Annotated in this window: 28 protein-coding genes; 10 read left to right on the forward strand and 18 right to left on the reverse strand. The window is 68.3% G+C overall.

Features of this window, described 5'->3' with window-relative positions; all coding sequences use genetic code 11:
* Window positions 1–17 precede the first annotated feature (17 nt).
* Together ACWCPQ_RS27145 and ACWCPQ_RS27150 are read right to left on the reverse strand one after the other, a co-directional pair.
* The gene (locus ACWCPQ_RS27145; RefSeq protein ID WP_449903909.1) at window positions 18–938 is read right to left on the reverse strand and encodes a hypothetical protein; all 921 of its coding nucleotides are present in this window, start codon (window positions 936–938) and stop codon (window positions 18–20) included.
* The gene (locus tag ACWCPQ_RS27150; protein ID WP_449903912.1) at window positions 935–1,453 is read right to left on the reverse strand and encodes a type VII secretion system-associated protein; all 519 of its coding nucleotides are present in this window, start codon (window positions 1,451–1,453) and stop codon (window positions 935–937) included. The genes ACWCPQ_RS27145 and ACWCPQ_RS27150 overlap by 4 nt, the downstream gene beginning before the upstream one ends.
* A gap of 828 nt (window positions 1,454–2,281) precedes the next feature.
* Between ACWCPQ_RS27150 and ACWCPQ_RS27155 the strand changes: the two genes are divergently transcribed.
* Together ACWCPQ_RS27155 and ACWCPQ_RS27160 are read left to right on the forward strand one after the other, a co-directional pair.
* Window positions 2,282–2,905, forward strand: a complete 624-nt coding sequence (locus tag ACWCPQ_RS27155; protein ID WP_449903915.1) for a hypothetical protein — start codon at window positions 2,282–2,284, stop codon at window positions 2,903–2,905.
* Window positions 2,902–3,720: an alpha/beta fold hydrolase gene (locus tag ACWCPQ_RS27160; protein WP_449903918.1), complete on the forward strand. Its 819-nt coding sequence runs from the start codon at window positions 2,902–2,904 to the stop codon at window positions 3,718–3,720. Before ACWCPQ_RS27155 ends, ACWCPQ_RS27160 begins: the two co-directional genes overlap by 4 nt.
* Window positions 3,721–3,739: 19 nt before the next feature.
* Here the strand turns inward: ACWCPQ_RS27160 and ACWCPQ_RS27165 are convergent, their stop codons facing one another.
* Genes ACWCPQ_RS27165 through ACWCPQ_RS27175 form a run of 3 tightly spaced genes read right to left on the reverse strand, consistent with a single transcriptional unit; the run spans window position 3,740 to window position 5,452 of the window.
* On the reverse strand, window positions 3,740–4,597 hold the full coding sequence (locus tag ACWCPQ_RS27165) for a helix-turn-helix domain-containing protein (RefSeq protein WP_449903921.1): 858 nt from the start codon (window positions 4,595–4,597) through the stop codon (window positions 3,740–3,742).
* Window positions 4,594–5,115: a DUF6879 family protein gene (locus ACWCPQ_RS27170; RefSeq protein ID WP_449903924.1), complete on the reverse strand. Its 522-nt coding sequence runs from the start codon at window positions 5,113–5,115 to the stop codon at window positions 4,594–4,596. The genes ACWCPQ_RS27165 and ACWCPQ_RS27170 overlap by 4 nt, the downstream gene beginning before the upstream one ends.
* Window positions 5,096–5,452: a hypothetical protein gene (locus ACWCPQ_RS27175; RefSeq protein ID WP_449903926.1), complete on the reverse strand. Its 357-nt coding sequence runs from the start codon at window positions 5,450–5,452 to the stop codon at window positions 5,096–5,098. The genes ACWCPQ_RS27170 and ACWCPQ_RS27175 overlap by 20 nt, the downstream gene beginning before the upstream one ends.
* Window positions 5,453–5,642: 190 nt before the next feature.
* On the opposite strand from ACWCPQ_RS27175, the gene ACWCPQ_RS27180 reads away from it, so the two are divergent.
* Entirely contained in the window at window positions 5,643–5,969 is a 327-nt protein-coding gene (locus ACWCPQ_RS27180) for a hypothetical protein (RefSeq protein ID WP_449903930.1), read from the forward strand.
* Window positions 5,970–6,000: 31 nt separating this feature from the next.
* Here the strand turns inward: ACWCPQ_RS27180 and ACWCPQ_RS27185 are convergent, their stop codons facing one another.
* Both ACWCPQ_RS27185 and ACWCPQ_RS27190 read right to left on the reverse strand, forming a co-directional pair.
* Window positions 6,001–6,279, reverse strand: a complete 279-nt coding sequence (locus ACWCPQ_RS27185) for an AMP-binding protein (RefSeq protein WP_449903934.1) — start codon at window positions 6,277–6,279, stop codon at window positions 6,001–6,003.
* A gap of 88 nt (window positions 6,280–6,367) precedes the next feature.
* Window positions 6,368–7,171, reverse strand: a complete 804-nt coding sequence (locus ACWCPQ_RS27190; protein WP_449903938.1) for an alpha/beta fold hydrolase — start codon at window positions 7,169–7,171, stop codon at window positions 6,368–6,370.
* 201 nt (window positions 7,172–7,372) lie between these two features.
* Here ACWCPQ_RS27190 and ACWCPQ_RS27195 point away from each other — a divergent pair, with 201 nt between their 5' ends.
* Window positions 7,373–8,617 (forward strand): GAF domain-containing protein, encoded by a 1,245-nt coding sequence (locus ACWCPQ_RS27195; protein WP_449903941.1) that lies wholly within the window; start codon window positions 7,373–7,375, stop codon window positions 8,615–8,617.
* Between the two features lie 8 nt (window positions 8,618–8,625).
* Here the strand turns inward: ACWCPQ_RS27195 and ACWCPQ_RS27200 are convergent, their stop codons facing one another.
* A complete protein-coding gene (locus ACWCPQ_RS27200) occupies window positions 8,626–9,345 on the reverse strand; it encodes an SDR family oxidoreductase (protein WP_449903944.1) in 720 nt (239 codons plus the stop codon).
* A gap of 90 nt (window positions 9,346–9,435) precedes the next feature.
* On the opposite strand from ACWCPQ_RS27200, the gene ACWCPQ_RS27205 reads away from it, so the two are divergent.
* A complete protein-coding gene (locus ACWCPQ_RS27205) occupies window positions 9,436–10,050 on the forward strand; it encodes a TetR/AcrR family transcriptional regulator (protein ID WP_449903947.1) in 615 nt (204 codons plus the stop codon).
* Window positions 10,051–10,123: 73 nt separating this feature from the next.
* Here the strand turns inward: ACWCPQ_RS27205 and ACWCPQ_RS27210 are convergent, their stop codons facing one another.
* From ACWCPQ_RS27210 to ACWCPQ_RS27230, 5 genes are all read right to left on the reverse strand, one after another.
* Window positions 10,124–11,260 carry an ABC transporter substrate-binding protein gene (locus ACWCPQ_RS27210; RefSeq protein WP_449903949.1) on the reverse strand — a complete coding sequence of 379 codons (1,137 nt, stop codon included), beginning with the start codon at window positions 11,258–11,260 and terminating at the stop codon, window positions 10,124–10,126.
* 42 nt (window positions 11,261–11,302) lie between these two features.
* Window positions 11,303–12,169, reverse strand: coding sequence for an ABC transporter permease (locus ACWCPQ_RS27215; RefSeq protein ID WP_449903952.1), 867 nt, complete (start codon window positions 12,167–12,169; stop codon window positions 11,303–11,305).
* Window positions 12,166–12,972, reverse strand: coding sequence for an ABC transporter ATP-binding protein (locus ACWCPQ_RS27220; RefSeq protein WP_449903955.1), 807 nt, complete (start codon window positions 12,970–12,972; stop codon window positions 12,166–12,168). The genes ACWCPQ_RS27215 and ACWCPQ_RS27220 overlap by 4 nt, the downstream gene beginning before the upstream one ends.
* A 68-nt stretch (window positions 12,973–13,040) precedes the next feature.
* Window positions 13,041–14,237, reverse strand: a complete 1,197-nt coding sequence (locus ACWCPQ_RS27225; RefSeq protein ID WP_449903958.1) for an amidohydrolase — start codon at window positions 14,235–14,237, stop codon at window positions 13,041–13,043.
* Window positions 14,238–14,257: 20 nt separating this feature from the next.
* On the reverse strand, window positions 14,258–15,001 hold the full coding sequence (locus tag ACWCPQ_RS27230; RefSeq protein ID WP_449903961.1) for a sulfite exporter TauE/SafE family protein: 744 nt from the start codon (window positions 14,999–15,001) through the stop codon (window positions 14,258–14,260).
* 200 nt (window positions 15,002–15,201) lie between these two features.
* Between ACWCPQ_RS27230 and ACWCPQ_RS27235 the strand changes: the two genes are divergently transcribed.
* Window positions 15,202–15,870 carry a GntR family transcriptional regulator gene (locus tag ACWCPQ_RS27235; RefSeq protein WP_449903964.1) on the forward strand — a complete coding sequence of 223 codons (669 nt, stop codon included), beginning with the start codon at window positions 15,202–15,204 and terminating at the stop codon, window positions 15,868–15,870.
* A 56-nt stretch (window positions 15,871–15,926) separates the two neighbouring features.
* Window positions 15,927–17,237 (forward strand): amidohydrolase family protein, encoded by a 1,311-nt coding sequence (locus tag ACWCPQ_RS27240; RefSeq protein ID WP_449903967.1) that lies wholly within the window; start codon window positions 15,927–15,929, stop codon window positions 17,235–17,237.
* Window positions 17,238–17,244: 7 nt separating this feature from the next.
* On the opposite strand, the gene ACWCPQ_RS27245 is transcribed toward ACWCPQ_RS27240, so the two are convergent.
* Genes ACWCPQ_RS27245 through ACWCPQ_RS27265 form a run of 5 tightly spaced genes read right to left on the reverse strand, consistent with a single transcriptional unit; the run spans window position 17,245 to window position 22,297 of the window.
* Window positions 17,245–18,051: an ABC transporter ATP-binding protein gene (locus tag ACWCPQ_RS27245; protein ID WP_449903970.1), complete on the reverse strand. Its 807-nt coding sequence runs from the start codon at window positions 18,049–18,051 to the stop codon at window positions 17,245–17,247.
* A 25-nt stretch (window positions 18,052–18,076) separates the two neighbouring features.
* Window positions 18,077–18,982: an ABC transporter permease gene (locus ACWCPQ_RS27250; protein ID WP_449903974.1), complete on the reverse strand. Its 906-nt coding sequence runs from the start codon at window positions 18,980–18,982 to the stop codon at window positions 18,077–18,079.
* Window positions 18,979–19,953 (reverse strand): ABC transporter substrate-binding protein, encoded by a 975-nt coding sequence (locus tag ACWCPQ_RS27255; protein WP_449903977.1) that lies wholly within the window; start codon window positions 19,951–19,953, stop codon window positions 18,979–18,981. The genes ACWCPQ_RS27250 and ACWCPQ_RS27255 overlap by 4 nt, the downstream gene beginning before the upstream one ends.
* A complete protein-coding gene (locus tag ACWCPQ_RS27260) occupies window positions 19,950–21,149 on the reverse strand; it encodes an amidase family protein (protein WP_449903980.1) in 1,200 nt (399 codons plus the stop codon). The genes ACWCPQ_RS27255 and ACWCPQ_RS27260 overlap by 4 nt, the downstream gene beginning before the upstream one ends.
* Window positions 21,146–22,297 (reverse strand): acetamidase/formamidase family protein, encoded by a 1,152-nt coding sequence (locus tag ACWCPQ_RS27265; protein ID WP_449903983.1) that lies wholly within the window; start codon window positions 22,295–22,297, stop codon window positions 21,146–21,148. Before ACWCPQ_RS27265 ends, ACWCPQ_RS27260 begins: the two co-directional genes overlap by 4 nt.
* A 299-nt stretch (window positions 22,298–22,596) precedes the next feature.
* On the opposite strand from ACWCPQ_RS27265, the gene ACWCPQ_RS27270 reads away from it, so the two are divergent.
* From ACWCPQ_RS27270 to ACWCPQ_RS27280, 3 genes are all read left to right on the forward strand, one after another.
* Window positions 22,597–23,295, forward strand: a complete 699-nt coding sequence (locus ACWCPQ_RS27270; protein WP_449903985.1) for a FadR/GntR family transcriptional regulator — start codon at window positions 22,597–22,599, stop codon at window positions 23,293–23,295.
* Window positions 23,296–23,365: 70 nt separating this feature from the next.
* Window positions 23,366–24,220 (forward strand): alpha/beta fold hydrolase, encoded by an 855-nt coding sequence (locus ACWCPQ_RS27275; RefSeq protein WP_449903988.1) that lies wholly within the window; start codon window positions 23,366–23,368, stop codon window positions 24,218–24,220.
* Between the two features lie 198 nt (window positions 24,221–24,418).
* Window positions 24,419–25,984 carry an acyl-CoA synthetase gene (locus ACWCPQ_RS27280; RefSeq protein WP_449903991.1) on the forward strand — a complete coding sequence of 522 codons (1,566 nt, stop codon included), beginning with the start codon at window positions 24,419–24,421 and terminating at the stop codon, window positions 25,982–25,984.
* The last annotated feature ends 51 nt before the right edge of the window (window positions 25,985–26,035 follow it).

Genomic DNA, 26,035 nt, shown 5'->3' on the forward strand with positions numbered 1-26,035 from the left:
GTTGCCGCCGGGGCGATTCAATCCGCCGGCGGTACCTGCCTCGATGCCTCGTAGAGCTGCCACGGCGACGACACCGCGTCCCCTCTGTTGTCGACTTCGACTTCGGTACCGTGCCCGGTGACGGACGAACCCGCTTGCCGGATCAGGCCCGGCCCCGTGTCGATATCGTCGACGAGGTAGACGTGGACCCGTTCGGTGGCGTGGACGTCGAGACCTATTCCGTAGGAGTGCATCGCCGTGGCCGACTCGCGCGCGGCCCGGCCACCGGCGACCCCGCACGACATCTGGATCAGATCTGCGGTGGGTGCGCCCCGGACGGCCTCTTTGAAATGACTTTTCGCGGCGAGCAGCAGGCCGTAGTTGTCTCCGTCGATGCGTACGGGCACCCACCTGCTCCACTTGGTGAACGGTATCTTCTTCGCGAACTGAACGTAGTAACCGTCCGCGTTGCCGTGGGCCCGCGCGAAGATGAGGTCCTTCGCCTTGCCCGACCACGGCGCGGAGACATTCCCCTTGTACATCCATTTCGGTCTCCGTACCGACCCACCGCCGCGCACGGCCTGACGATAGAAACCGTTCATGGTGTCGAGCGCGTATCGGGTGAAGGTCAGGGGTTTCTTCGGATCACTCAGTTTCAGCGGAAAATGCACGCCGACGATCTTCTTGTCACGACCCAGGATCGGAAAGCTGCGGACCTGATCCGGGCGAAACGTATGAGGCATTCTGCTCACCGGGCTCACTCCGGTCAGCGTCGGTGTGTCCGGGCCGATCCGGCTCACAGCGGTGGCACTTCTGTTGTCCACCACAAAGAATTGGTCGGCGATCTTGCCTAGATCGCCGGCCATCCCGGTCATCCGATGGCCCACCGCGTTGCTGCCCGAGGTCACCGCTGTGCTGAGCCGCTGGGAGACCATACCCAGCCGAGTGGCGACCGTCATCCCGGCACCCGAAGCGCGGCGGTCGACACACGGCACCGCGCAGGGCTGCCCGGATTGATCAGAATGTGGACTCGGGCCGGCACGATATCCGGCAACACGGCACCAACGACAGGCAACCACCGACCCGCCACCCGGCGCCGGTGCACCGCGGCCGACGCCACCACGACACACGGCACATCGTCCGGAGCGGAGGCGATGAGCGGCCGGCCCTCGACATCACACGCGCTCTCCACCACTGCAGCGCGCAAGGCTGCGACGATGTCGTCTCCGTCCCCCCGGCCGTCGGCCGCCAGCCGCAACACCGCGTCGACCGGATCGGTGGGCAGCGAATCGTCCGCGGGCAGGTAATCCGGATTGGGTTCGAACGGACCGGCAATGCCATCGGGATGCAGCGACCAGCCCCCGAGCATCGGTTCGGCGGGCGGAAGCCGGTCGGCTTCGGCCCCGGACCATCTCGGATCGACGAGTACCACCCAGTCGCCCGATCGCACAGTCACCGAACGGAACTCGTCCATGACCGGCCCTCCCCATCGAACGCTCGATATCGTGCACCGATTCGGTTCCGGCATCATCACGGCCGCGCCGAACGGCGATTTCGATAGCTGTTGCTGCAGTGCCGCCATCAGTATCTCAGAATACCCGCAGGTCGGGAAGGCTTCGGACGGCCGGCCCGAGCGGAACTGTATCGGATGAAGGCCGGACCGTCGCATGGCCGAGCAGCACCGGGACCGAGCCCTGCGGGTCATATCACCGGTGCCGACTTCGCTCTCCACACCTGCTCCAGATTTATGGCGCGAATTCCCATTGTTTTCCGGATCCGATTCACCTTTCCCCCTGTTTCCACCGAAAATCTCGAAACATCGACTTTTCATTCTCCTGTTCTCAGCCCGCCCCGCACCTGCGGCCAGGATCCGTATCCGGCCCGGGACCCGGTCGCGACACCGATCCGGCGACCCGTCCGGCCTGTCCGGATGCGCGGCCCAGGAGCGGGCGGACCAGCGCGGTTCCCGTTCGGATACCGGCCCGGGCCGCCCTCCCGGTCCGGCGCTGCCCGGCCGCGCGCTGTCCGTTTGTGCGCGCAGCACGAGAGCGAGCGGATGTTTCATCACGCGGGCCCATATGCGCGGCGCGTAGCTCGCCCTACGATCGAATTGCCCGCTCCTGATGGGGCACGAAACGAAATTCCTCGTTCGTGCGACACCGTGACCAGAATTCGGAGCCGATCGGAGCTCAGGCGGCAGAGAAATGCGTTTCCGGAGAGGTCCCCGACCGGTTTGCTGTTTTCCCGGTCGAACCCTCCCGGTTCATTCCCCAGGAATCTCTCGCGAAAGTACGACAGAAAAATGCCCGTTCAGCTGTATCGCGCGCCGGTGGATGAATGCTCGTCGGTCCAAGGCTGCGCAGACGAATCCGGCACCCGTGCGCAGCGCGATACGCACGGACCGGCACATCACACCGACAGCGATGTCACCGCGCACCGGACACAACCCCGCCCCGCTACGACATCGCTGCCCAGCCCTACCGAATTGCTGTACGCGGTCGGCGGCCGGAAAGCCGAGGGGCCGGTGTGCAACCTCGCCTCGGCGCTGTCGGAGTCCTACCGGCTCGAATCGGGGCTCGCCGGATATCGGGCGCGATCCCGCCGCCGGGTGCTGATCGCCGAGATCAATGCCTGGAGTTCGCGGCATCTGCCCGCGCCGACGGCGGGTGTGCGCGTATACGAGCGCACCCTCGGCGAACTGATCGATGTGATCGCCGCCGGCGCCGCCCGCGCGTTCCACCTGTTACGCCACGACGACCCGGCCGGCGAGCGCATGCACGCGGAATGGACGCGCCTGGCGGAACTACAGATCGTCTACCGCGATCTGGTGCACGATATCGAGACCGGGCGCTGCTGCCTGCCGGGTGAACAGCATCATCGGAGGACTCGCCGGCGCACCCCGTCCGAGACGGGAGGAGCGGCGTGAGTGGGTCGGATCGGGACGTCCCCACCGAGCTGGGCACGCTGCGCGTCCAGGTCACCGGGACGGGTCCGGCGATGCTGCTGTGGCCCAGCCTGCTGATGGACCACACGCTCTGGGACGCGCAGGTGGCGTATTTCGCGCAGCGGTTCACCACCGTCGCCGTCGACCCGCCGGGTCACGGCGCGAGCACCCCGCTCGACCGGCCGTTCACCTTCGAGGAATGCGCGCACTGCGCCGGCCGGATCCTCGACACACTGGATATCGAGCGGGCGCATATCGTGGGGAATTCCTGGGGCGCGATGATCGGCGCCACCTTCGCCGCGCTCTACCCCGAACGGGTGCTGACCGCCGTGCTCATGAACGGGACGGCCTCACCCGCCGGAAGGCGCCAGCGCCTCGAATACGGAGCCCTGCTCGTACTCGCCCGGATCCTCGGCGGATTCCGGGGACCGCTCGTCGGCTCCGCGCTCGCCGCCTTCCTCGGCCCGACGACCATGCGGACCAGACCGGCTGTGGTCGAAAAGGTACGGCGCACCGTACGCGCCGACGATATCGGGTCGGCCCGGCACGCGGTGCGCAGCGTGGTGGTCCGGCGACCGGACCAGCGGCAACTACTCGGCCGGATCCGCACACCCACGCTGATCGTGGGCGGCACGCAGGATGCGACCTTCCCGCCCGCCGAGGTCGAGGAGATGGCACGGGCGGTTCCCGGCGCCGAGCTGTCCTTCCTCGAGGACGGCGCCCATCTCCTCGCGATCGAGGTACCGGATGCGGTGAACGCCCTGATCGACGATTTCCTCCGCCGCCACGAGCACTGACCGCCGATCTGCCCGCGGGTCAGGCCCGGTCGGCCGTCCCGGTGGGCGCGGTACGCCCACGCTGCGCCGTGGAGATCAACCCACGCGCCGCCTCCCCGGTCACCGACTGTCCGGCCAGGGCATCGAACGCCCGCCCGTACACATCGATCTCCCGGGGCTGGGTGATGGTGAGCTCGGCGGCGGTGCCCTCCACCATCACCAGGCGGTTGTCGAACATGGCGAAATTCGTGGAAACCACCAGCGCCTCGGCGGTGACCGGAACGATCCCGATGGTCACCCGCGGCATACCGATGATGGAGGACAGCCGGTCGAGTTGGCCGAGCATGACCGTATCGTCACCGACCGTGGTGTAGAGCGCCTGTTCGGCGATCAGGAAATGGAACAGATGGTCACGCTGGTACAGGATGCGCTGGCGTTCCATCCGTTTGGACACCGCGCTGTCGACATCGTCGGAGATGCGATGGAATTCGATACCGCGACGCAGTTTGGCGGCGGCGTAGTCCGCGGTCTGGAGCAGACCGGGCACGATCTGCGGCTGGAAATCCCGGATATGGGTGGACGCCGCTTCCAGTTTCAACGATTTCTGTTGCCGACGGCCGAGGCCGGTGCCGAGAACCTTGCGCCATTCGAGGTAGGCGACCTCGATGGTGTTCGAGGTGGCCAGTAGATCCGGTAGTTGGTCCTCGGCGCCGCAGTGCCGGCAGTAGGCGCGGATATCGTCGTCGGAGGGTCTGATCCGCGCGAACTCGATCTTGCTCACTTTCGATTCGTGCCAGCCCGCGAGCTGGGCGAGTCTTCGGTTGGTGAGCCCGGCCTGGCGCCGGAGCTCCCGGAGCCGGGCCCCGAGAGCTTCTCGCGCGTTGTGCACTTCGTTCATCTGTCGACATATTCCGTGTAGGGCGTTGCCATGTCCCAGAGCCGGTGCTTCACGCATCGGGCGTACTGGATGATCCCCGAATCCGTCGTAACCGCCAGACCCGAGGGTTTGCCGTGGTCGTCGACCAGGTTGTAGACGACCCGCTCGTCGTCGATCAACCACCAGTCGTCCGACGGCACGTCACCGGCCAGATGCCGGGGTACGTACCGGATGTCCTCACCGGCATCGGTGTTGGTATCGGTCACCGAGAGCAGCCAGCGGTGATAGGCGGTGTGCGGCACCGTCACCACCCGGACGCGGCGCACGGTGACCCCGCGGCCGGTCGTCTGCCGGATCAGCGAGTTCCAGCGGTCCTTCTGGTCGTCCGGTACCGCGGGCCGGCCGTCCAGGAACCGGCCGAACCGGCCGGTCTCGGCCGGCACCGTATAGGCGTCCCGGACTTCCAGGTGAAACGCCTCGGACACACACCCGCGCAAGAGCGCGGCCCAGTCCGGCGGCTCATACGGAAGATAGAGCACCGTAGAACGTCCTTCGGGTCTTCGGGACTTCGATCGCTACTTCATCGGGTGCCAGATCGAGCTGCTCCAAGATCTCACGTTCGGCGACCGGACGGCCGGCGAGAGTGAACGTCCCCCGGCCGGTATCTTCCATGGGCGCGCCGAGAAAGGTGTCGGGTTCGGCGTAACCCAGCAGCAGATGCGGGATCTCGACGGTTGCCGGTCTGTCCGTCTCCCATCCCTGCACCAGATAGCTTCCCTGATCGGTCGTGTACAGACTGGGGCATCCACCGAGATCCGAGCCCCCCTTACCGAGAAACCGCAGACGCATACTCAACCCCTGTTCGATGGTTAGCACGAGTTTTCTCGCACTTCGAACATGATGCACTTCTGGGCTGTGCTGCGGGAAACAGCGAACTCGGTCGTGCAAACTCGTGCTCACCGCTCGCCATGATCGGTCCGCACTCCTTAACGTCGAACCAGCCGTCGTACCGATACCCGTACCAGGGGGCAGGTATTCGGGGCAGACCACAGACCAAGGGGTGATCATGCGATTCGAGGTGAAGGTGAGCAGTTACGGGGACCGTTGGCTCATCTCCGCACCTGCATTCGGCGTCCGGAAGATCGTGGACGACGAATCCGCCATCCCGAAGGAGGCGTACCGGATGATCGCGCGCTGCGGAACGGCGCCCGCCGTCTTCGAGATCGATCTCGTGCCGGGCGGGTCGCGTCCCGATTCGTCTCCGCTGGGCAGCGATCGGCCCGCTCCGCTGGAGGTCGACGGGCACAGCCGTTTTCCCCGCGGCGCATCGGTTTCCGAACTCCGGGCCGGGACGCGGCGCGCGGACGACCCGATCGTCGACGACGGTTTCTGATGCTGTGCCGCGGGGGTGGTGTATCAGATGATCAGGTTGTCGTGTTGCACCCAGTATCGAGGCTGGACGTATCGTGACCGGCGCGTTCGGTGGGTGGCAGGCGCAGCAGTCGCACGAACATCGTCGGCACCATCTGGGTGTGGGTGATCCGATACCGTTCGATCAGTTCGAGGCACTGCCGCGGTTCGAAGCGTTCCATCACGATCACGGTGGCGCCCAGCCGCTGCCAGGACATCGAGAACACCAGCGGCGCCGCGTGGTAGAGCGGTGCCGATGACAGATACACCGCGTTCTCGGTGCTCCCGCCCACCAGCAGCCCCCGGGCGATCTGGACCGGGGCCGCGGACGGATCACCGAGTGCAGTGGCCGGGAGTTTCGCGGACAGGCCGGCGAACCGGTCACAGGAATTCGGTGAGTACCCGGTTGAAACGTTCGGGTTCCTCGGAGAACGGGGCATGACCGCTGTCGGCGAAACGCGCGACGGTCGCGCCGGGCAGCCGGGCGGCGATCCATTCGTCGAGCGGGCCGGGGAAGATCTTGCTCTGGGCGCCGTAGACCAGCAGCGCCGGCACGGTGACCTCCGGCAGGACGGGCCGGAGATCCGCGAAGGCCATGTCGTACCAGATGGCGCAGGCGGCAGCCGTGGACATCTTCATGGTCTCCGCGTAGATCGCATCGATCACGTCCTCGGGCGGTGTCTGCGCGAAACACGCGGCGATGAAGGGTTTGATCACCAGCGGACGGGCATACCGGACCGCTTGGACGAACAGCGCCAGATCGTTCTCCGAATAGCCGCCCTGCAACGGGAACTCCCAGTCGGGTCCGTCCAGGAAGCGCGGCGACTGATCGATGAACACGACCGAGCGCAGATCCGCGCAGCCGAACTGCCGCACGTACTCGAGCGCGACGGCGACCCCCATCGACCATCCCGCCAGCGAGACCTGCTCCAGTGCGAGATATTTGACGAGACCGTGCACATCGCGGGCGTATTGCGCGAGCGTATGCCCGTCCTCGGTCTTGCCCGACGAGCCGTGCCCGCGCAGATCGACGGTGATCACCCGGTGCTGCTCGGCCAGTACGGGCACGTTCTGCGCCCAGAAGGTGGAGTTCATGGTCCAGCCGTGGATGAGCACGACGGGCCGGCCGGAGCCGTGATCCTCGTAGTACAGCGGCACCCCGTCGGGCAGTTCCAGGTAGGGCATCGATACCTCCGGTTCGTGAGCGGTGAGCTCTACGATGACCGGGCCCGGCCGGTGCGGCCCAGCCCCGGCCCGACGGTTGCAGCAACGTTGCAACGCCGCGCCGGGCGTTTGTCCGCGTCCGCGCCCCGTGCTATTTCTCGTGGTACGACCCGGCGAGGCGGTGAATGCCGGTGCGGGACCGCACTATCCCGAGGCAGGCGCATGATGGTGACTGGTAAGAGCCGGACGATGCGCCCGGACGTGCGGGCGTCGTGGGACCGTGCCCGGCATCGCGGTCTGCATCCGGACCGGCATCTGCCCGAAGTGGGTCTGAGCAGCGCCGAACTCAGGTCCGGGCCGCGCGACCGGCGGCTGGCCGCCGCGTGGCCGGTGTTGTTCGCGAGTCTGGAGACGGTGGCCGCCGCACCGGGGCATGTGCTGTTCGGTGGTGACGCGGACGGACATCTGCTCTGGGTGCACGGCGATGCCACCGCCCGCCGGACCGCTGAACGCGCCAATCTCGTACCGGGCGCGCGCTGGCACGAAGCGGACGCGGGCACCAACGGGGTGGGTACCGCGCTCGCACTGGGCCGGGCGTTCCAGGTACGCGGACCCGAGCACTATCTTTCGGTCGCCGCCGATTTCACCTGTACGGCCGCACCGATCCGCGATCCGCGCAGCGGCGCGGTGATCGGTGTCGTCGATGTGACCTGCCCGATCGGCAGCACGAACGAATTGGCCGTACCGCTGGTGACCGCGGCCGCGCGGCTCGCCGAGGCCCATCTCCGTGATCTGGCCGCCCGTCGCGACGCCGAACTGCGGATCCGTTTTCTCGACCGGCTGCTCCACCGGTCGGGTGATCGCGCGGCCCTGGTATCTCCGGACGGCCATATCCTCTACGCCGCTCCCCCGGGCTGGCTGCCGTCGGTGTGGCCCGGGCCGATCCGGGAAGGCGAGGCGGTACTGCCCGGTGGCCGCCGGGTCGTGGTCGAACGGCTCGTCCCGGATGGACCGTACGCCGTGCACGCTCTGTCCGCGGACGCCGCCGAGCAGATGCCGCGGGTGGTCGCGCTGGGCCGCAACCGGGTCGCGTTGTGGATGGACGGCGCGGTCCACGAACTCAGCCCGCGGCACAGCGAGCTGCTGGTATTGCTGCTGGCGCGTCCGGCGGGTTCGACAGCGGCGGAACTCGCCCACGGGCTCTACGGTGACAACGGCAAGGCGGTGACCGTACGTGCCGAACTCGCGCGTCTGCGCCGCATTCTCGGCTATCGCCTGTCCTCCGACCCGTACCGGCTGGATCCGCGGATCCGCTGCGTTTTCCCGGGGCCCGCCGAAACCGTTGCCGGCGAGGGGCACCAGGACTTTTCCGGATTGCTGCCGGGATCCACCGCGCCCGGCATCCAGCGGCTACGGCCGCGGATACCGCCACTGTCCGTGGGCCGTGACCGGCCTCCCCTGAACTGAACCCGCTGTCACTGTGGCGATCCCAGCCGGGCGCCGCCGTCCACCCGCACCACGATGCCCGTGGTGAAGCTGTTGCCGATCAGGAATTCGATCGCCTGCGCGATATCGTCGGCCGCGCCCACCCGGCCGACCGGTGTTCCCGCGGCGATACCGGCGAAGACTTCGGCCCGGGCGTCGCCGGGCAGGAAGTTCCACCAGTCGGTATCGATCACCCCCGGCGAGACCGCGTTCACCCGCAGCGGCGCCAATTCGAGCGCCAGGACCGGAACCGTCGCCTCCACGGCGGCGTTGACGGCGGCCAGCGCCGCTGTTCCGGGCATCGCCCCACCCGCGGACGCCGCGGAGACCAGAGTGACCGACGCACCGGGCGTGAGATACGGGAGCGCTGCCTGAACGACCGCGATATGCGGTAGCAGTTTTCCCGATACATGTGATTGCAGATGCTCGCCGGTCAGCTCCCGGAACGGAGTGGTCCCCGACGGACCGGTGACCGTGACGACGAGATGGTCGACCGATCCGATCTCGCCGAACAGACCGGCCAGCTCTGCCTCGTCGCGGGCGTCGACTACGAAACCCGCTGCCCGCGAGCCGAGTTCGGCGAGCGCGGCGGCCAGGCGTTCCTTGTCGCGGCCCGCGATGACGACCGCGGCACCCGCGGCGTCGAGCCGCCGGGCGGTCGCCAGGCCGATACCGGAGGTCCCGCCCACGATGACGACTTTCTTGCTCACGACTTCCTCCTGGAGTTCGCATCACCACGGTTTTCGAACCACCGTGCCTCGTTAATATATTCGAGGCACAGTGTCTTGTAAAGTGGCGGTATGACCCGAACCCGGGGCAGGCCCCGCAGCGAAGACGCCCGGCAGTCGATCCTGCGCACCGCGCTGGAACTCTGCGAACGCGACGGCTATCAGGATCTGACGATCAAATCGATCGCGGAAACGGCCGGAGTGGGCAGGCAGACCGTCTACCGGTGGTGGCCGGACAAGGCATCCATCCTGCTCGAATCACTGACCGATCTCGCGACCGGACATCCCGCGCTCGAGGCCCCGGACGCATCGGAACCGGTGCTCGACCGGATCGAAGAACTGCTGACGACCACTTTCGAACTCGCCCGCAGCGTCACGGGCCAGGCCCTGGTGGGACTGATGTCGGACGCCCAGCACGATCCGGACCTGTCCGAACGGCTCCAGGAGACCGTGATCGGCCCGCGCCGAACGGCCCTGCGCACACTGCTGCAACACGGCGTGGACGCCGGTGATCTCGCGCCCACCACCGCACTGGATCTCGTGGTCGACTTCGCCTTCGGCACCATGTGGTATCGGCTGCTCAGCCGGCACGCACCGGTGGACGCCGCACTCGCCCGGGAGATCACCGCGGCTCTCGCCGCAACGCTCGCACCGCGAGCGGAGGGGAGAGCAGACTACCCCCGGTAGCCGCGGCACGGTCGGCCACCGGGGGACGCACTCCAACACCATCGGGCCCGCTATCGGCCCGCGACAGCGGGATTCAGGGTTTCGGCACCGCCGGCAGGGCGATGGCCGGATCGATGAACTCGTTGGTCACCAGATCGGTGGCGGTGAGTCCATCGGCGATGCGGTCGCCGCGGTTGCGCAGGATCGGGGTCACCGCGTCGATCACCCGGTTCACCCGCGCCTCCTCGAAATTCCCGAGGGTGCTGTCCGGGCCGTTGCCGACGATCTTCTCGGCGACCTGTACTTTCACCGAATCGGTGTTACCGGCGGCGGTCATCGGCGGGCCGTCGGGGATGGTGTCGGCGATCCGCAACAGCGCCCGGTTCACCGGTTCGGGATTCGCGATGTAGTCGACCTGCGCCTGCTGCAACATCGGCACCAGCTTCGTCAGGCAGGGCCGCAGCGCGTCGAGTTCACCGGCACGCACCGACCAGGCGTGCGGGTAGATCTCGTAACCGGATTCGTGGACGAGCAGATAATCGGTGGGTTTGCGCCAGCCCTCGACATCGTGCTCCCAGCGGAACGGCTCATTGGACACATAGCCCTGCTGCATCACCCGACCGCGCTCGGCGACGAATCGGCTCGGGGTGCCGTCGAACGAGGCATCGGCCTGGTCCGGACGCACGTAACCGTTGGCGGTCAGGTAATCCATGAAGATCTTGCCCTCGCTGTACACCACGGGGGCGCCGGTGCCGGGAATGTCGCGCCACGATTCGACGTGATAGGTCGCCGGATCCCACATGATGATCTGCGGATTCACGTCGAGGGAGGCGAATACGCCGGTCACCGGGAATTCGGCCTGGGCGCGGACGGCGTCGTCGGTGGGGACGAAGCCCAGGGTGATCGACGTGTCCTGGTACATCTGCGCAGGCACCGGCTGGCCACCCAGGAACGGGCCGCCGAGCCGGACCTCGACATTCACACCGGTATCACCCAGCGGCCCGGCATAGGAGCCCTTGTTGACGTCGACGGTGCCGTCGGGGCCGACGAGCTGGAATGCGGCCGCCCGCTCCGGGGTGGCGTACCAGTCCGTCTGGATCACGACGGTCGACGGGCACACCCCGGCCAGGGGGCCCGCACCGGTGGGTTCCGGGACCGAACTCGCACCTCCGCAAGCGGTGAGCAGCGCGGTACCCGCGAGCGCGGTGAGAGCGGAAAGTGGTTTCTTCATGGTGCTTCCTGAGATGAGCAGTGGATGGGCGGACGGGAGAGATCAGTGGCCGCGGCGGCGGCCGTGGGCACGCTCCACGCGGACGGCCAGGAAATCGAAGAACCAGAACAGGATCAGTCCGGCCAGTGAGGACAGCAGCAGCGCGGTGAGCAGTTCCTCGGTGGCCAGCCGCTGCCGGTAGACGTCGATCATCCGGCCGATGCCGGGCTCGCCCTGGCGGAAGAAGAAATCCGCGACGATCGAGCCGATGATCGCCATCCCGCCGGAGATCTTGAACCCGGAGATCATCGCGGGCAGCGCCGTCGGCAGCTGGAGTTTGCGCAGCCGCTGCCACCGGCTCGCGCCGTGCAGGGTGAACAGATCGTGTTCGGCCGGCGCGACCGCCTTCAGGCCGAACAGCGTGTTGGTGACCACCGGGAACAGCGACACCATCACACAGACGATCACCCGGCTGCCGAATTCGTAGCCGAACCAGAAGCCGAACAGCGGGACCACCGCGAGGATCGGAATGGTCTGCAGGATCACCGCGTACGGATACAGCGAGTATTCGGCCCAGCGCGCCTGGCTCATCACCACCGCGAATCCCACCCCCAGCGCCATGGCGATCACCAGACCGCTCAGAGCGACCAGCACCGTGGACCCCAGGGCGGACAGGATTTCCGACCGCACCGCCGAATCGAGCAGTCCCTCGCTGACCACCTGGTCCGGTCCGGGCAACAGGAACCGCGACTCCGCCGCGATCAGATGATGACTCGCGAAGTACCAGATGCCCAGCACCAGCACGAACACCACGACGGGCGCGATGATCCGCACGGGCGCCGACCGGCGACGCGGTGTCCGCACGGACCGTTCGGGACTGTCCTGTGTGGTGACAGCACGAGTGGCGGTATCCGCCGCGACCGTGGTCATGCCGCGACCCCCTGTTCGGCGGCGTGCAGCGCGGCCGAGACCGCGCCGGCGATCTCGGCGAACTCCGGGGTGTAGCGCAGCCCCGGTTCCCGCGGAAAGTCCAGGGGTACCGGGATATCCGCCGCCACCCGGCCCGGCCGGCCGGTGAGCACGACGACCCGGGTCGACATGAACACCGCCTCCGGGACCGAATGGGTGACGAATACGCCCGCGAAGGCGTCGCGCCGGAAAAGGCTGCCGACTTCCTCGTTGAGCCGCTGACGGGTGATCTCGTCGAGCGCGCCGAACGGTTCGTCGAACAGGAACACCTCCGGTCGCAACGTGAGCGCGCGGGCGATGGAGGCCCGCATCCGCATACCGCCGGAGAGCTGGGCGGGTTTGTGTTTCTCGAAACCGCCCAGCCCGACCCGCTCGATGGCGTCCAGTGCCGCCGCACGACGCTGCACCCGGTCCACCCCGGCGAGTTCCGCGGGGAGCTCCACATTGCGCAGCACGGTGCGCCACGGCAGCAGGGTCGCTTCCTGGAAGACGTAGCCGAGGTGTTCGGTGGCGACGGTCACGGCACCGGAAGTGGCTTCCTCGAAACCGGCCGCCAGCCGCAGCAGCGTCGACTTTCCGCAACCGGACGGCCCGACGAGAGAGACGAATTCGCCTGGACGGACGGCGATATCGATATCGCGCAGGGCGGCGGTCCCGTTCTCGAAAACCATCGACACATTCCGGAAAGCGAGCGCCGGATCCGGCTCGGTCGTATACGTTGCCTCCCGCGGAAGGGTTGGCACCGGGATAGCCTTTGTGCTCATGGAACAGTTCTATCGGCTGCTCGTTGCCGATCGCGGTCCGTCGGATTACACCCCTGTTTCGTATACGATCACGAAACCAATTGCCCGTCCCGGGCCACCACCCGGCCGCCTTTGAGAACCAGTTTCCGCACCGGGACACCCACTACGGCCGCCGCCGGTGTCGCGGCCTCGACCGTGAGGAGATCGGCCCGCGCCCCCACCCGGAGACCGTGATCGGGCAAACCGAGAACCCGGGCACCACCGAGAGTGCCGGCGGCGAGCGCCAATTCGATCTCCGCATCGGAGAGCAGCCGGTCCCGGAACGCCACCGTACCGATCCGGCGCAACATATCGCCGTCGCCGTAGGGGGTCCACAGATCCCGGATACCGTCGTTACCGAGGGCGAGAGTCGCACCCGCGGCGTGCATCACGCGTAGCGGAACCACCGGCGCGTCGCCGACCGCGCAGGTCACCATGGCCACCCCCGCTTCGGCCAGCCGTTCGGCGATGCGCTGCTGTTCATCGGCCGGCAGCGCCCCCATCGCGTACGCGTGGCTGATGGTGACCCGCCCGCCCAGACCGGTGGCCTTCGTACGCTCGATGATCAGCTCGAATTCCCAGGCACCGAGAGTGCCGCTGTCGTGCAGATGGATATCGATCTTCGCGCCGTGGCGTTCGGCCAGGCCGAAGACGATATCCAGCTGCCCGGTCGGGTCGCCGTCGTAACCGGCGGGATCGATACCGCCGACCACCTCGACGCCCCCGGCCAGGGCCTCGTCCAGCAGCTCGGCGGTTCCGGGCCGGCGGATCAGGCCGCCCTGCGGAAAGGCGACCAACTCGACGTCCACCCGGTCGCGATGCCGGGCGGCGGCGGTCCGTACGGCCTCCACCCCGGCCAGCCCCACCGAGGGGTCGATATCGATATGGCTGCGCACGTGCGCCGTTCCTCCGGCGATCATGGTCGCGAGCAGGTTCGCGGAATAGTCGGCGCTGGGGATACCGAGTTCGGCACGCCGGTTCTCCCCGTTGGCGATCCGCCCGGCCAGCGAACGGCCACCGGTATTGGGCACCCACGGCCCACTCCACAGAGTCTTGTCCAAATGACAGTGGGTGTCGACGAATCCGGGCAGAACCAGCGCCCCGTCCAGGGCCAGGGTTTCGGCACCGGCAGCCTCCAGACCTGGGCCGATCTGCTCGATCCGCCCGGCCCGGATCAGGATGTCGGCGGTTTCCAGCGGTTGTCCGGGTAGCCACGGACGTCCGCCGCGCAACAACAGATCGGTCATGATTCCTTCTTTCACCAGATTCACGTGAACAACATTGCGATGCCCGCACCGGCACCGAAGACGATCACCAGAGCCCGGAACGCACCGGGCCGCAACCGGTCGGAGATCTTGCCGCCCACGACGCCGCCGAGCAGGCAGGCCGGGGCCAGGATCAGGACCGAGATCCAGTCGACCGGACCGAAGAGGGCCACCGCGACGGTGGCGGTGGTGGAGACGGTCAGGGTGAGCACGCTCTTCAGGCCGTTGAGCAGAGTGATCGAGGCGTCGATCCCGAGCGCGAGCGCGGTGAGCAGCACAATCCCCATCCCGCCGTTGAAGTACGCCCCGTACATCCCGCCGAGGAAGACTCCGGCGAAGAGGGTGAACCGGGAATCGCCGCCCTTCTCGGCGAGCTTGCGGGAGAGCACCGGCTGCGCGGCGAACAGGGCGGTCGCCGCCAGGATCAGATACGGCACCAGCGCAGTGAACACCTCGGGCGGCGCCGCGAGCAGCGCCACCACCCCGCCGAGCGCCCCGGCGGTGCCGATGACGATCAGCCGGGGCAGCAGGCTGCGGTGTTCGACCAGCCGGGAGCGCAGCGCGGCCGCGCCGCCCAGATAACCCGGCCAGACCGCTACGGCATTGGTCACGGTCGCGGTCACCGGCGGCAGTCCGGTGGCCACCAGGGCGGGAAAAGACAGCAGGCTGCCGCCGCCGGCGATGGTGTTGCACACCCCGGCGCCGAAACCGGCCGCCAGCAGCAGCACCGCGTACACGGGATCCATGGCGTCCTTCCGATCACAAGTGAGTCCGGATCGTATACGAAATAGCCGGGATATGACGTCAGTGTGCTGCCGGTCACCACGGAACCGCGCTGCTCTACCGGGCCCCACCGGCGATTCGACAGCATTCCTGGTATCCAGGTGGAGTACCGGGCGGTGGATCGTATGCGACCGCCGCCGATCCCACCCGAGCCGAGGACGATGTGGACAGCACCAACCCGCGGATGACCAAACAGCAGGTGTGCCGCGCCATTCGCGACGACATCATCCGCGGGGTGTTCGCACCGGGGCAGCGACTGACCGAGGACACGCTGGCCGAGAGCTACGGAGTCTCCCGGGTACCGGTACGGGAGGCGTTGCGCACGCTCGAGGCCGAGGGCTTCGCGTACTCACGCCCCTACGCCGGCACCTTCGTGGCCGAGTTGACCGAAGCCGAGGCGGCCGACCTGCTCGAGATCCGCGCCCTGCTCGAACCGTTGTGCGCGAGCCGGGCCGCGCACCGGCGCACCCCCGAACAGCTCGGTCGGCTCAAAGAGCTCACCGCACTGGGGCAGGAGTCGGTACGCTCCGGCCGCCTCGACGATCTGACCAGGCTCAACAGCCGCTTCCACGAGGTGCTGGCCGAGGCGTCGGGCAGCAGCCTGCTGGCCGGTCTGATCACCCAGCTCGGCTGGAAGATCGCCTGGGTGTACGCGGTCGAACTCCCCCGCCGCGCCACCGACTCCTGGGACGAACACGAGCGGATCTGCGGTGCCCTCGAGGCCCGCGACGCCGATCTCGCCCAGCGCCTGGTCACCGAGCACATCGCCCACGCCACCACCGCCTACCGGCTCCGGCACACCCGCCCGGCACCTTCGGGCGCGGGTTCGTAACCTCGCTGAAGCATTGCGCGGGCCCGCCGGAAACACCCGGGTCGTATACAACCGGTGTGACCTTTTCGGACCCGGAGGTGCCCGTGACGAACCCGGCGCCGTTCGGCAACACGGATCTGCTGCTCCGCGACGCGCGGATCGACGACGAGACCGCACCGGTCGATATCGCGGTCACGGACGGGGTGATCACCGCGATCGGCCCGGCGCTGCAGGCGATCGCCACCGAGGAGATCGACTGTGCCGGCCGCGTGGTGATCCCGGGCCTCGTCGAATCACATGTGCACTTGGACAAGGCGTTGCTCGACGGCGAACGCGCGAACCCCGACGGTACCCTGGCCGGGGCGATAGCGATCACCGCGGACCTGAAACGGGAGTTCACCCCGGCCTCGGTCGCCGACCGCGCCCGCCGCGTCCTCGAACAGGCGATCATCCACGGCACCACCGCTGTCCGGGCGCACCCGGATGTCGACCCCATCGTCGGCCTGCTGGGTGTGCACACCCTGCTGGACCTGCGGGAGGAGTTCCGCGGCCGGATCGACCTGCAGATCGTGGCCTTTCCGCAGGAGGGGATCTTCCGCGCGCCCGGCACCCTCGACCTGCTGCGCGAAGGATTGCGCGACGGCGCCGATGTGATCGGCGGCTGTACCTACAACGAAGATTCGGTCGCCGAGTGCCGGCGCCATATCGATCTCGTCTTCGACCTCGCCGCCGAGTTCGGGGTTCCGGTCGACCTGCACGCCGATTTCGCCGACGACACCGCCGACCCCCGATTCGCCCTGGCCGATTACATCGCCGAGGTCACCGATCGGACCGGGATGGCGGGCCGGGTCACCATCGGACACGCCACCTCCCTGGCCGCCCGTCCACCCGCGGATCGGCGGCGCGTGCTCCACCGGCTCGCCGACGCGGGAGTGGCCGTGGTTCCGCTGCCGGCCACCGATATGTTCCTGGGCGGACGCGCTGACACCGCGAATATCCGCCGCGGTATCGCACCCGTGCGGGAGTTGTGGGCGGCCGGAGTACGGACCGCGTACTCCTCCAACAACATCCGCAATGCCTTCACCCCGTACGGCAATGCCGATCTGCTCGATATCGGCCTGTTCCTGGCGCAGACCTCGCATCTGGCCGGTCCCGCCGAGCTGACCCGGGTCCTCGGTATGGCCACCTACGAGGCAGCCGCCGTGATCGGTATCGCCGACGGCTACGGGTTGCGGGTGGGCGCGGCCGCCGACCTGGTGGTGCTGTCCACCCACCGCGTCGCCGACGCCCTGCTGGACCGGCCCGATCGCTGCTATGTCGTGAAAGCGGGCCGGGTCGTCGCACGGACGACCCGGACCCGGGAACTACTACCGGCGACCCCGGTATGAGCCGCGGTCAGGCGGCGGCCCGGTCGCCCTGGTGGATCAGCGCATCGATCCGGCGCTTGTAATCGTTGAACTCCGGGGCGGTGGGCTCCCGCGCCCGGGGCAGCTCGATGGTCACCACCTCGCGCACATGCCCGGCCGTACCGTGCGCGGTACCACCGGCCATCACCACCACCCGGTCCGCCAGGTACACCGCCTCCTCCACGCTGTGGGTGACGAAGACGACCGTGACACCGGAATCCCGGTGGATACGGGCGAGTTCGGTCTGCATATCGGCGCGGGTGAGCGCGTCGAGCGCCCCGAAGGGTTCGTCCATCAACAGCACCGCCGGCCGGTTGGCCAGTACCCGGGCGATCGCGACCCGCTGTTGCATACCGCCGGAGAGCTGGTGCGGAAACGAATCACGCACCCGGGTCAGGCCGACGGTTTCCAGGCTGCGATCGGTGGTCTCCCGGATATCGTCGCGGGTCATCCGCGCCTGTTTCGGCCCGTAGGCGATGTTCTCCGCGACGGTGAGCCACGGGAACAGCCCATAGTCCTGGAATACGACGCCCCGGTCCGGGCCGGGGCCGGTGACCGGCTCGTCGCCGACCGATACCGCGCCCCGGGTTCCGGTTTCGAATCCGGCCAGGATCCGCAGCAGTGTCGATTTCCCGCAACCGCTGGCGCCGACCACACAGACGAATTCCCCGGCGGCGATATCGAGATCCACCCCGTCCACCGCGAAACCGGTTGCCCCCGGGAATCGTTTACCCAGGCCGTCGAGCACTATTCGCGCGGGCCGGTGTGGACGGCGGCGGGTGGAGTAGATCTTCATGGTCATCACCTGATCCGGAGAAGGGTCACGGGAGCAGCGGTCGCCGCCCGGCGACCAGGCGTACAGCGAGCATCATGATGCGGTCGGCCAGGAATCCGGCCAGCCCGATCACGATCATGACGGCGACGATGAGGTCGGTACGGGATTGTTCACGCGCCTGGGTGATCAGCGCGCCCAGACCGACCCGGATACCGACCGTCTCCCCCACCACCAGGATCACCCAGGACAGGCCGAGCGCGATCCGCAATCCGGAGACGATCGTCGGAACCGCGGCCGGTAACACCACCTTGTACAACATCTGTGCCGGTGGCGTGCCGAGCATGGCCGCCGCCTCGAACAGCCGGGCGGGTACCGCGCGCACCCCGGCGATGGTGTTGATCAGGATGGAGAACACCGCGGCCAGGAAAACCAGGAAGATGGTGGCCCGGTCCCCGAATCCGATGATCAACAGGGACAGCGGGGCCCAGGCGGTCACCGGGATCGGGCGGATGAGGTTGAGGGTGGGCTCGAGCATCCGGAAGACGAGCGGTGAACGCCCCATCACGATCCCCACCGGCACCGCCACCGCGGCCGCGATCGCGAATCCCTGGAGCACCCGGACCGTACTGGCGTACAGGTGCAGCCACAGCGTGCCGCTGTAGGAATCGTCGACGATCCCGCCCACCGCCAGATCTGCCAGCCGCCGCGCGACCTCCAGCGGGGTGGGCAGGAACTGCATCTGGATGCCCAACGGGAGGGTCCAGCCGCCGCCGACCCCGCGGTCCCACAGCAGCAGCACCACCAGCGGTACCGGCAGCGCCCACAGGAACGCCACCACCCGGGTCCGGTAGCGAGCGCGCCGCGATCGCCGATCGGGCGGGCCCGCGACCGCCGTGGTTCCCGGACCTGCCGGTTCGGTGGCCGGTTCGGCGCGGATTCCCAGCGTGGTCATCGCTCGGCACGAACTGTGTCGAGGAACTCGGTCCGGAAGACCTTGCTCATATCCGGCGCGGCGGGCAACTGGTCGAAGTCCACCATCTGCCGGGCGAGTTCGCTCACCCGCTGCCGGTATTCGTCGTCGAGTTCCCAGCGCAGCCGCACATTGTCGATGGCGATATCGGTGACCGCCCGGTCGAGACCGAAGGTCTCCACCAAACCGGCCGCCCAGGCTTCGCGATCGCCCTTCATGAAATCGACGGCCCGGGCGAAGCTCCGCACGGTGTCGCGGGCACGGTCGGGATGTTCGTCCAGAAAGCGCCCGTTACCACCGAGGACGATATTGGTGGCGCCGATCGGGGTCTGGTAGGGCGAGACGATCTCGTGGGCGCCGGCCCGGCGGGCGGTCGATACGCCCATTTCCGCGCTGAGGAAGGCGTCGACCCGGCCGGCGGTGTAGGCGCTCGCCATATCGGAGTACGCCAGATTCACCAACTGCACATCGGTGTCGGGGTCCAGACCGTGCGCCCGCAGGGTGAGTTTCAGCGCGATCTCCTGCGAAGACCCCGCCGGGAACCCGATCCGTTTGCCCCGCAGATCGGCCGGGGTCGCGATCCGCGGTGATCCCACGAAACCGGATCCGCCGTCGGCGGCCGACGCGATGATCTGCACATCCTGTTCCGCCGCGACTCCGGAGAGCATCGCCGGTGCCCCGAGTACCCCGATATCGATGGCACCCGAGGCGAGCGCGTTCTTGATATCGGGTGAATTCTCGAACAGCACGATCTCGTAGGTGGTGTTCTCCGGTGCGAAACGCTGCATGAAATAGGGGGCGTAGAGATGCGGCTGGCCGCGCAACGTCCCGATCCGGATCGCACCGGTGTCACCGCCGACGCTGTCGGGTGTGGCGATACAGCCGGTCAGGCCCGCGACCGCCAGCAGCGTCACCGCGATGATCGAGAAGATATGACGGAGTGGACGTTTCATGGTCGATCCTCACTGTGGAGCGATCCCCCGGCCGCTACCGCGGCACTGCCGAGGGCGAGACGGATCAGGGAACGGTCGGAGCCGGGTGCGCCCAGCAGGCACAGGCCGGTCGGGGTACCGGTGCCGGACCGCAGCGGCACCGTCACCGCGGGCAGACCGGCGATGGACGCGGCGCAGGTCAGCCGGAGCGTGCGGGCGCGGGCCCGCTCCCAGGCCGGGCGGCCGCCCGCGCGCCGGGGCGGCGGAGTCGCGACGGTCGGCAACAGTAGCGCGCGGTCGCCGAGGGCGGATCGCAGCCGCTGCGCCGCACCGGCCAGTACCTCGCGCGCGGTGTCCGCCCGCGCGGCGGAGACAGTCGCGGCGAAGGCGAACCTTTCGGCCACATCGGGTTCCAGTACACCGGGATGCGCGGTGACCCATTCCCCGTGGTTGCGCCAGGCCTCGAACGCCTGGACCACGCGGAAGGCCGCGAGCCAGTGCTCGGCGGGCCGCAGTTCGACCGGCACCGCACCCAGCGAGTCGGCCACGGCGCCGACAGCGGCGGCGATCTCGGGGTCGGCGTCCGCGCAGCAGGCCGGGTCGATCGCGTAACCGCCGGGAGCGGCGGTATCGGCATCCAGGACGCACTCCGCGACCGCCGCCAGCGTCGAACCGTCCCGGGTGATCCAGCCCACGGTGTCGAAGGACTGTGCCAGCGGCAGCAGACCAGCGGTGTCGACGCGGCCGTGCGTGGTCCGGATCCCCCACAGCCCCTGGTAGGCCGCCGGCACCCGGATCGACCCGGCGGTATCGGTCCCCAGCCCGATATCGGCGGCGCCCCGGGCCACCGCGACCGCCGGGCCGCTGGTGGAGCCGCCCGGAATCCGGTCCGGCGCGGCCGGATTCACCGGCATCCCGAACCCGCCGTTGCTGCCGGTCAGGCTGTAGGCGAACTCGTCGGTCCGGGCGATTCCGCCGATCCGCGCTCCGGCCGACAGCAGCCGGGCGACCGCGTCCGCGTGCCGCGGTGCGGGCCGCTGCTCTCGCTCATAGGCGGGCACACCCGCGCCGACGGCGAATCCGGCCACCGCGAACAGGTCCTTCACCGCCACGACCCGTCCGGACAGCGGGCCGGGTGCGACGGCGTCCACCAGTGGCGATCCGGTCACCCGCCAGACACTGGTATCGGTTCCCGGCTCCGCGGCGACTCCGGTCATCGCAACCGCTCCAGTACCCGGCGGGCGAAGGCGGTGTCGGCGGCCCGGCCGAAATCCGAGCGGCGCACCGCGGCATGGACCCCGCGTACCTGGTCGACGGCCTGCGAGATGGTGAAATCGGCGGCGGCACTGAGATACAGGTACGCCTGCCGGGGGTCGGCCTCGAACAGCCCACTCACCAGTTCCACCGCGTGCGTCACGCACAACTCCAGGGCGGTGTTCAGATCGGCGTGCAGTCCGGTCGGGATCAACAGTCCGTGCGCGGCGGCGAACGGCCCGATCCGGCCGCCGAACCCGCCGGCTATCTCGGTCGCCGGGATCAGGTCCACGGTCAGCCGGGCCCGCAACGGTGCTTCCAGCGCGGTCAGCGCGACCTCGCCGTCACCCTGGGCGAAATGCGGATCGCCGATATACAGCAGGGCTTCCGGTACCTGGACCGGCAGGAACAGTGTGGCACCCGCGGTGAGGAGCTTGACGTCGATATTGCCGCCGTGCGGCCCCGGCGGCACCGAGTTCACCCGCGTTCCGGTATCGGTGGCCACACCGATGATGCCCAGGAACGGCGCCAGCGGGAAGGTCGCGTGCCCGGCGCTGCCGGCGGTGTCGAGCGGCATGGTGGCGAACCAGCGGCCCTCGCCGGGAACGACCCGGCAGAACTGTCCGTAGTCGCCGTCGAAAACGGCTCGGCCGCGCAGAACTCCGCGGCCGTGCCGGGTCGATACGACACCGTAGGGCGCACGCATGGTCAGCGCGTCGATCCGTACGGCGAGCAGATCACCGGGTTGCGCCCCGGCGACCGCGATGGGCCCGGTGACGATATGCGGTCCCGCCCCGGGTTCGCGGGTCCGCCGCCCGGCCACCGCCACCGCGTCGGCGAGCACATCGTCGCGGGCCACGCCATGATTCCCGAAGTACCACAGCGGATCCGAACCCTGGTCCTCGAGGATGCCCTCGTGGCTGACGGTATCGATCACGACCGTGGACCCCGGTGCGACCGTGGCGACGGCGGTATCGGTCCGGCAGGGCAATCGGCCCCAGAGCACTGCGTCGGGTTCGGCCGGTACGTACGCCGTTCCCGGCTCGATTCCCGTGTCCTGCTGCAGGACCGGGAAGGCCGGGGCCTCTTCCTGCGATGCCAGCGTCGTCACCGCGACTCCTTATTGGTCCGACCATCTGATGCACCGACCATAAAAGGCACCGGACCGAGTCGCGACCGCGGCGACCGAACGTAACGACCGATTTACCGAGCCGCAACAGGACCACGAAAAGTGCTGGCCATCGGTAACTTTGTCGAATCATTCCGCACTCGGGAAAGTCTGCGGCGACAATTCGCGGGCGGCTCCGTAGAATCCGCATCGAAGCCATATCCCGGAATTGGTCGGACCACTGGATCGCACCACCGGGTTCACCGACAGCGGCCGTCCGGCCGGTTTCCAGGAGGGCCCGTATGACCCACGCATCGATCCCGCCGATGCGCCGCCGGGCGCGCAGTGTCAGCGCCGAGGTAGCCGCCCATCTGGAGAAGCTGATCGTCAACGGCGAGTTGCGGGCCGGCGACCGGCTCCCCCCGGAGCGGGAACTGGCGGCGAGTATGAACATCTCCCGGTCTTCGCTGCGCGAGGCGATGTTCGAACTGGAAGCGAAGAAATTGGTCGAGCGGCGGCAGGGCCGGGGCAGTACGGTCGCCGATATCTCGCGCGCGGCATCGGCACTGTACGGGAACCTGGCCGATCTCGATGTCGAACTCGGCTACGCCACCGAACTGCGCGATCTGGTCGAGCCGCGGATCGCCGGACTGGCCGCGCTGCGCGCCGTCGACTCCAATCTGCTCTCGCTCGACGAGGTACTCGCCCGATCCCACGAGAGCCTGTCGCCCGAGGATTCGATGCGTCTCGATATCGAATTCCACACCCTGCTGGCCCACGCGGCACAGAACCCCCTGCTGGTCACCCTGTGCACGATGACCACCGAATGGACGCAGCGCACCCGGGTCCTGTCCCACCGCACCGCGCTCGGCCGCCGTATCTCCATCCAGGGCCACGAGTCGATCTACCGGGCGGTGTCCGAACACGACGCGACCGCCGCGACGGCCGCGATGGAACGGCATCTGCGTGAGGTCCGCGAGATCAGCACCCCGAACAGCTGAGCTGCCGCCGGTCGCGGATCACCGGTTCCGTAGCGTGGCCCGAGGGCGGCGCGGACCAGGAAGGCGACCGATGACGGCGATCGACAGCGGGCAGACAGTACGTGCCGGGGACCGGGACATCTACTACACCGAGTACGGGGCCGGCCCGGCGGTGGTACTGCTGCACGGCGGCGGACCCGGAGCCTCCGGCCTGGCGGCGTATTCGCGCAATGCGGAAGAACTGTCTCGCCGCTTCCGGGTGATCGTGCCGGATATGCCCGGATACGGCCGGTCGACGAAGCAAATCGATCACTCCGACCCGTTCGGCGACCTCGCCGCCGCCGTCGCCGATCTACTCGACGCCCTGGAACTGCCGCGCGCCCATCTGATCGGCAGTTCCTACGGCGGTGCGGCGGCCCTGCGCCTGGCGATGGACCGGCCCAGCCGAGCCGACCGGCTGATCCTGCTCGCCCCGGGTGGTATCGGCACCACCCGCAACCTCCCGACCGCGGGCCTGCGGGCACTGCTGGCCTACTACGGCGGCGCCGGTCCCAGCCGCGAGAAACTGGCCACTTTCCTGCGCGAATACCTGGTCCACGACGGCAGCGCGATCACCGACGCCATGATCGACGAACGCTACCGGGCAAGTCTCGATCCCGAGGTGGTCGCGAATCCACCGCTGCGCCGGCCCTCCGGTCCCGGCGCCGTCCGGACGCTGTTGCGGATGGACCTCACCCGCGACCCCCGGCTGCGCCGGGTCGAACACCGCGCCCTGGTCGTCTGGGGCACCCGGGACCGGGTCAACCGGCCGACCGGTGCGCGCCTGCTGGCGGACCGGATGCCCGCCTGCGATGTGCTGTTGCCGGCAGCCACCGGACATTGGGCGCAATGGGAGCGCGCGCGACTGTTCAACGAGTCGGCCGTCGCTTTTCTGAACTCGCCGTAACGCCCCGGCGGCACCTGGGACCGAAATACCGGCTGCCCCCCCCGAGTTCCGGAAAAACGACGAATCGCTGTTCACTTTCCGATATCGTCGCGATCGCCGGGCGATTGCCCGGCGGGGGCCGGTGGCGTGCGAGCGACACGGGCCCCGTCTCGGCTCTGCGGTCGGACTCCGATCGCATCGCTTCCGTGAAGGAGCACTATGTATCCCGGCGCGCATGTCGATGAAACCCCCGATAAACCGGCCGTTATCGTCGCCGGGACCGGCGAGACGCTGACCTATCGGCAGCTGGAGGACAACTCCGTCCGGCTCGCGCGGCATCTGCACGCCGCCGGACTGCGCAAAGGCGATCACATCGCGTTGCTCTCCGGTAACGACCCCAAGGTCTACGAGGCATACTGGGCAGCGCTGCGATCCGGGCTTTACATCACAGCGGTGAACCGACATCTCTCCCCGGCCGAGATCAGCTATATCGTGAACGACTGCGGCGCGAAGGCGCTGATCGTCTCGGCCGGGCTGGGCGAGGCCGCCGAGGCGATCGTCGAGCAGACACCCGAAGCCGGGATCCGGCTGGCCTTCGGCGGACCGGTCGTGGGCTACGAGTGTTACGAGGACGCGCTGGCCGCGCAGCCCGCGCAACCGCTACCCGACCAGCCACGCGGCGCCGATATGCTCTACTCCTCCGGCACCACCGGACGCCCCAAAGGCATCGAACAGCCGCTGTCGGACCAGCAGGTCGACGATCCACCCGGCGACCCCTACACCGCCGTTTTCGGACCGCTCTACGGCTTCGACACCGAATCGGTGTACCTGTCCCCCGCCCCGCTCTACCACGCCGCACCGCTGCGCTTCGGCGGTGTCGTCCAAGCCCTCGGCGGCACTCTGGTCGTGATGGAGCGGTTCGACGCCGAGGCCGCCCTGGCCGCGATCGAGCGCTACCGGGTCACCCACAGCCAATGGGTACCCACCATGTTCGTGCGGATGCTGAAACTGGACGAGGCCACCCGCACCCGATACGACATCTCCAGCCTGAAAGTCGCGGTGCACGCGGCCGCACCCTGCGCCGTCGACGTGAAACGGGCGATGATCGAATGGTGGGGCCCGGTGCTGTTCGAGTACTACGCCTCCACCGAAGCCAACGGCGCCACCTTCATCGACAGCGAACAGTGGCTGCGCAAACCCGGCTCGGTGGGTCCGGCGGGTATGGGCGCCATCCGGATCTGTGGAGAAGACGGCGCGGAACTGCCGACCGGCGATATCGGCACGATCTACTTCGAACGCGACGAACTCCCCTTCGCCTACCACAACGACCCGGCGAAAACCCGGCAGGCGATCCACCCGGACCATCCGACCTGGACGACCACCGGCGATATCGGCTACGTCGACGCCGACGGTTTCCTGTACCTCACCGACCGAAAAGCGTTCATGATCATCTCCGGCGGGGTGAACATCTATCCACAGGAGATCGAGGATGCCCTCGCGCTGCACCCGTTGGTCTTCGACGTCGCGGTGATCGGCATCCCCGACGAGGAAATGGGTGAATCGGTCAAGGCCGTGATCCAACCGGCACCGGACGCGACACCCGGCCCGGAACTGGCCGCGGAACTACGTGACTACCTGCGCGAACGAATCGCCCACTACAAGGTGCCGCGCACTATCGACTTCGCCGACGAACTCCCCCGCACCCCCACCGGCAAACTGGTCAAAGGCAAACTCCGCAGTGTCTATGGCGTCGCCTCCGGCGCCGCGGGGTCGGGGCCCTCGTGACCCCGGTTCTTCACTCCTGCGCTCCTCCGCTTCGCTCCCCCGCTCCGTCGC

The organism is Nocardia sp. NPDC001965 (assembly GCF_053594175.1).

Bases quoted from the DNA above. Each gene is read 5' to 3' on its own strand.
- ACWCPQ_RS27145 (WP_449903909.1), bottom strand. From the start codon at position 938: ATGACGGTCGCCACTCGGCTGGGTATGGTCTCCCAGCGGCTCAGCACA.
- ACWCPQ_RS27190 (WP_449903938.1), bottom strand. From the start codon at position 7,171: ATGCCCTACCTGGAACTGCCCGACGGGGTGCCGCTGTACTACGAGGAT.
- ACWCPQ_RS27155 (WP_449903915.1), top strand. From the start codon at position 2,282: ATGCCCGTTCAGCTGTATCGCGCGCCGGTGGATGAATGCTCGTCGGTC.
- ACWCPQ_RS27225 (WP_449903958.1), bottom strand. From the start codon at position 14,237: ATGACCGATCTGTTGTTGCGCGGCGGACGTCCGTGGCTACCCGGACAA.
- ACWCPQ_RS27150 (WP_449903912.1), bottom strand. From the start codon at position 1,453: ATGGACGAGTTCCGTTCGGTGACTGTGCGATCGGGCGACTGGGTGGTA.
- ACWCPQ_RS27205 (WP_449903947.1), top strand. From the start codon at position 9,436: ATGACCCGAACCCGGGGCAGGCCCCGCAGCGAAGACGCCCGGCAGTCG.
- ACWCPQ_RS27255 (WP_449903977.1), bottom strand. From the start codon at position 19,953: ATGAAACGTCCACTCCGTCATATCTTCTCGATCATCGCGGTGACGCTG.
- ACWCPQ_RS27165 (WP_449903921.1), bottom strand. From the start codon at position 4,597: ATGAACGAAGTGCACAACGCGCGAGAAGCTCTCGGGGCCCGGCTCCGG.
- ACWCPQ_RS27180 (WP_449903930.1), top strand. From the start codon at position 5,643: ATGCGATTCGAGGTGAAGGTGAGCAGTTACGGGGACCGTTGGCTCATC.
- ACWCPQ_RS27250 (WP_449903974.1), bottom strand. From the start codon at position 18,982: ATGACCACGCTGGGAATCCGCGCCGAACCGGCCACCGAACCGGCAGGT.
- ACWCPQ_RS27275 (WP_449903988.1), top strand. From the start codon at position 23,366: ATGACGGCGATCGACAGCGGGCAGACAGTACGTGCCGGGGACCGGGAC.
- ACWCPQ_RS27215 (WP_449903952.1), bottom strand. From the start codon at position 12,169: ATGACCACGGTCGCGGCGGATACCGCCACTCGTGCTGTCACCACACAG.
- ACWCPQ_RS27280 (WP_449903991.1), top strand. From the start codon at position 24,419: ATGTATCCCGGCGCGCATGTCGATGAAACCCCCGATAAACCGGCCGTT.
- ACWCPQ_RS27230 (WP_449903961.1), bottom strand. From the start codon at position 15,001: ATGGATCCCGTGTACGCGGTGCTGCTGCTGGCGGCCGGTTTCGGCGCC.
- ACWCPQ_RS27260 (WP_449903980.1), bottom strand. From the start codon at position 21,149: ATGACCGGAGTCGCCGCGGAGCCGGGAACCGATACCAGTGTCTGGCGG.
- ACWCPQ_RS27195 (WP_449903941.1), top strand. From the start codon at position 7,373: ATGATGGTGACTGGTAAGAGCCGGACGATGCGCCCGGACGTGCGGGCG.
- ACWCPQ_RS27220 (WP_449903955.1), bottom strand. From the start codon at position 12,972: ATGAGCACAAAGGCTATCCCGGTGCCAACCCTTCCGCGGGAGGCAACG.
- ACWCPQ_RS27210 (WP_449903949.1), bottom strand. From the start codon at position 11,260: ATGAAGAAACCACTTTCCGCTCTCACCGCGCTCGCGGGTACCGCGCTG.
- ACWCPQ_RS27245 (WP_449903970.1), bottom strand. From the start codon at position 18,051: ATGAAGATCTACTCCACCCGCCGCCGTCCACACCGGCCCGCGCGAATA.
- ACWCPQ_RS27270 (WP_449903985.1), top strand. From the start codon at position 22,597: ATGACCCACGCATCGATCCCGCCGATGCGCCGCCGGGCGCGCAGTGTC.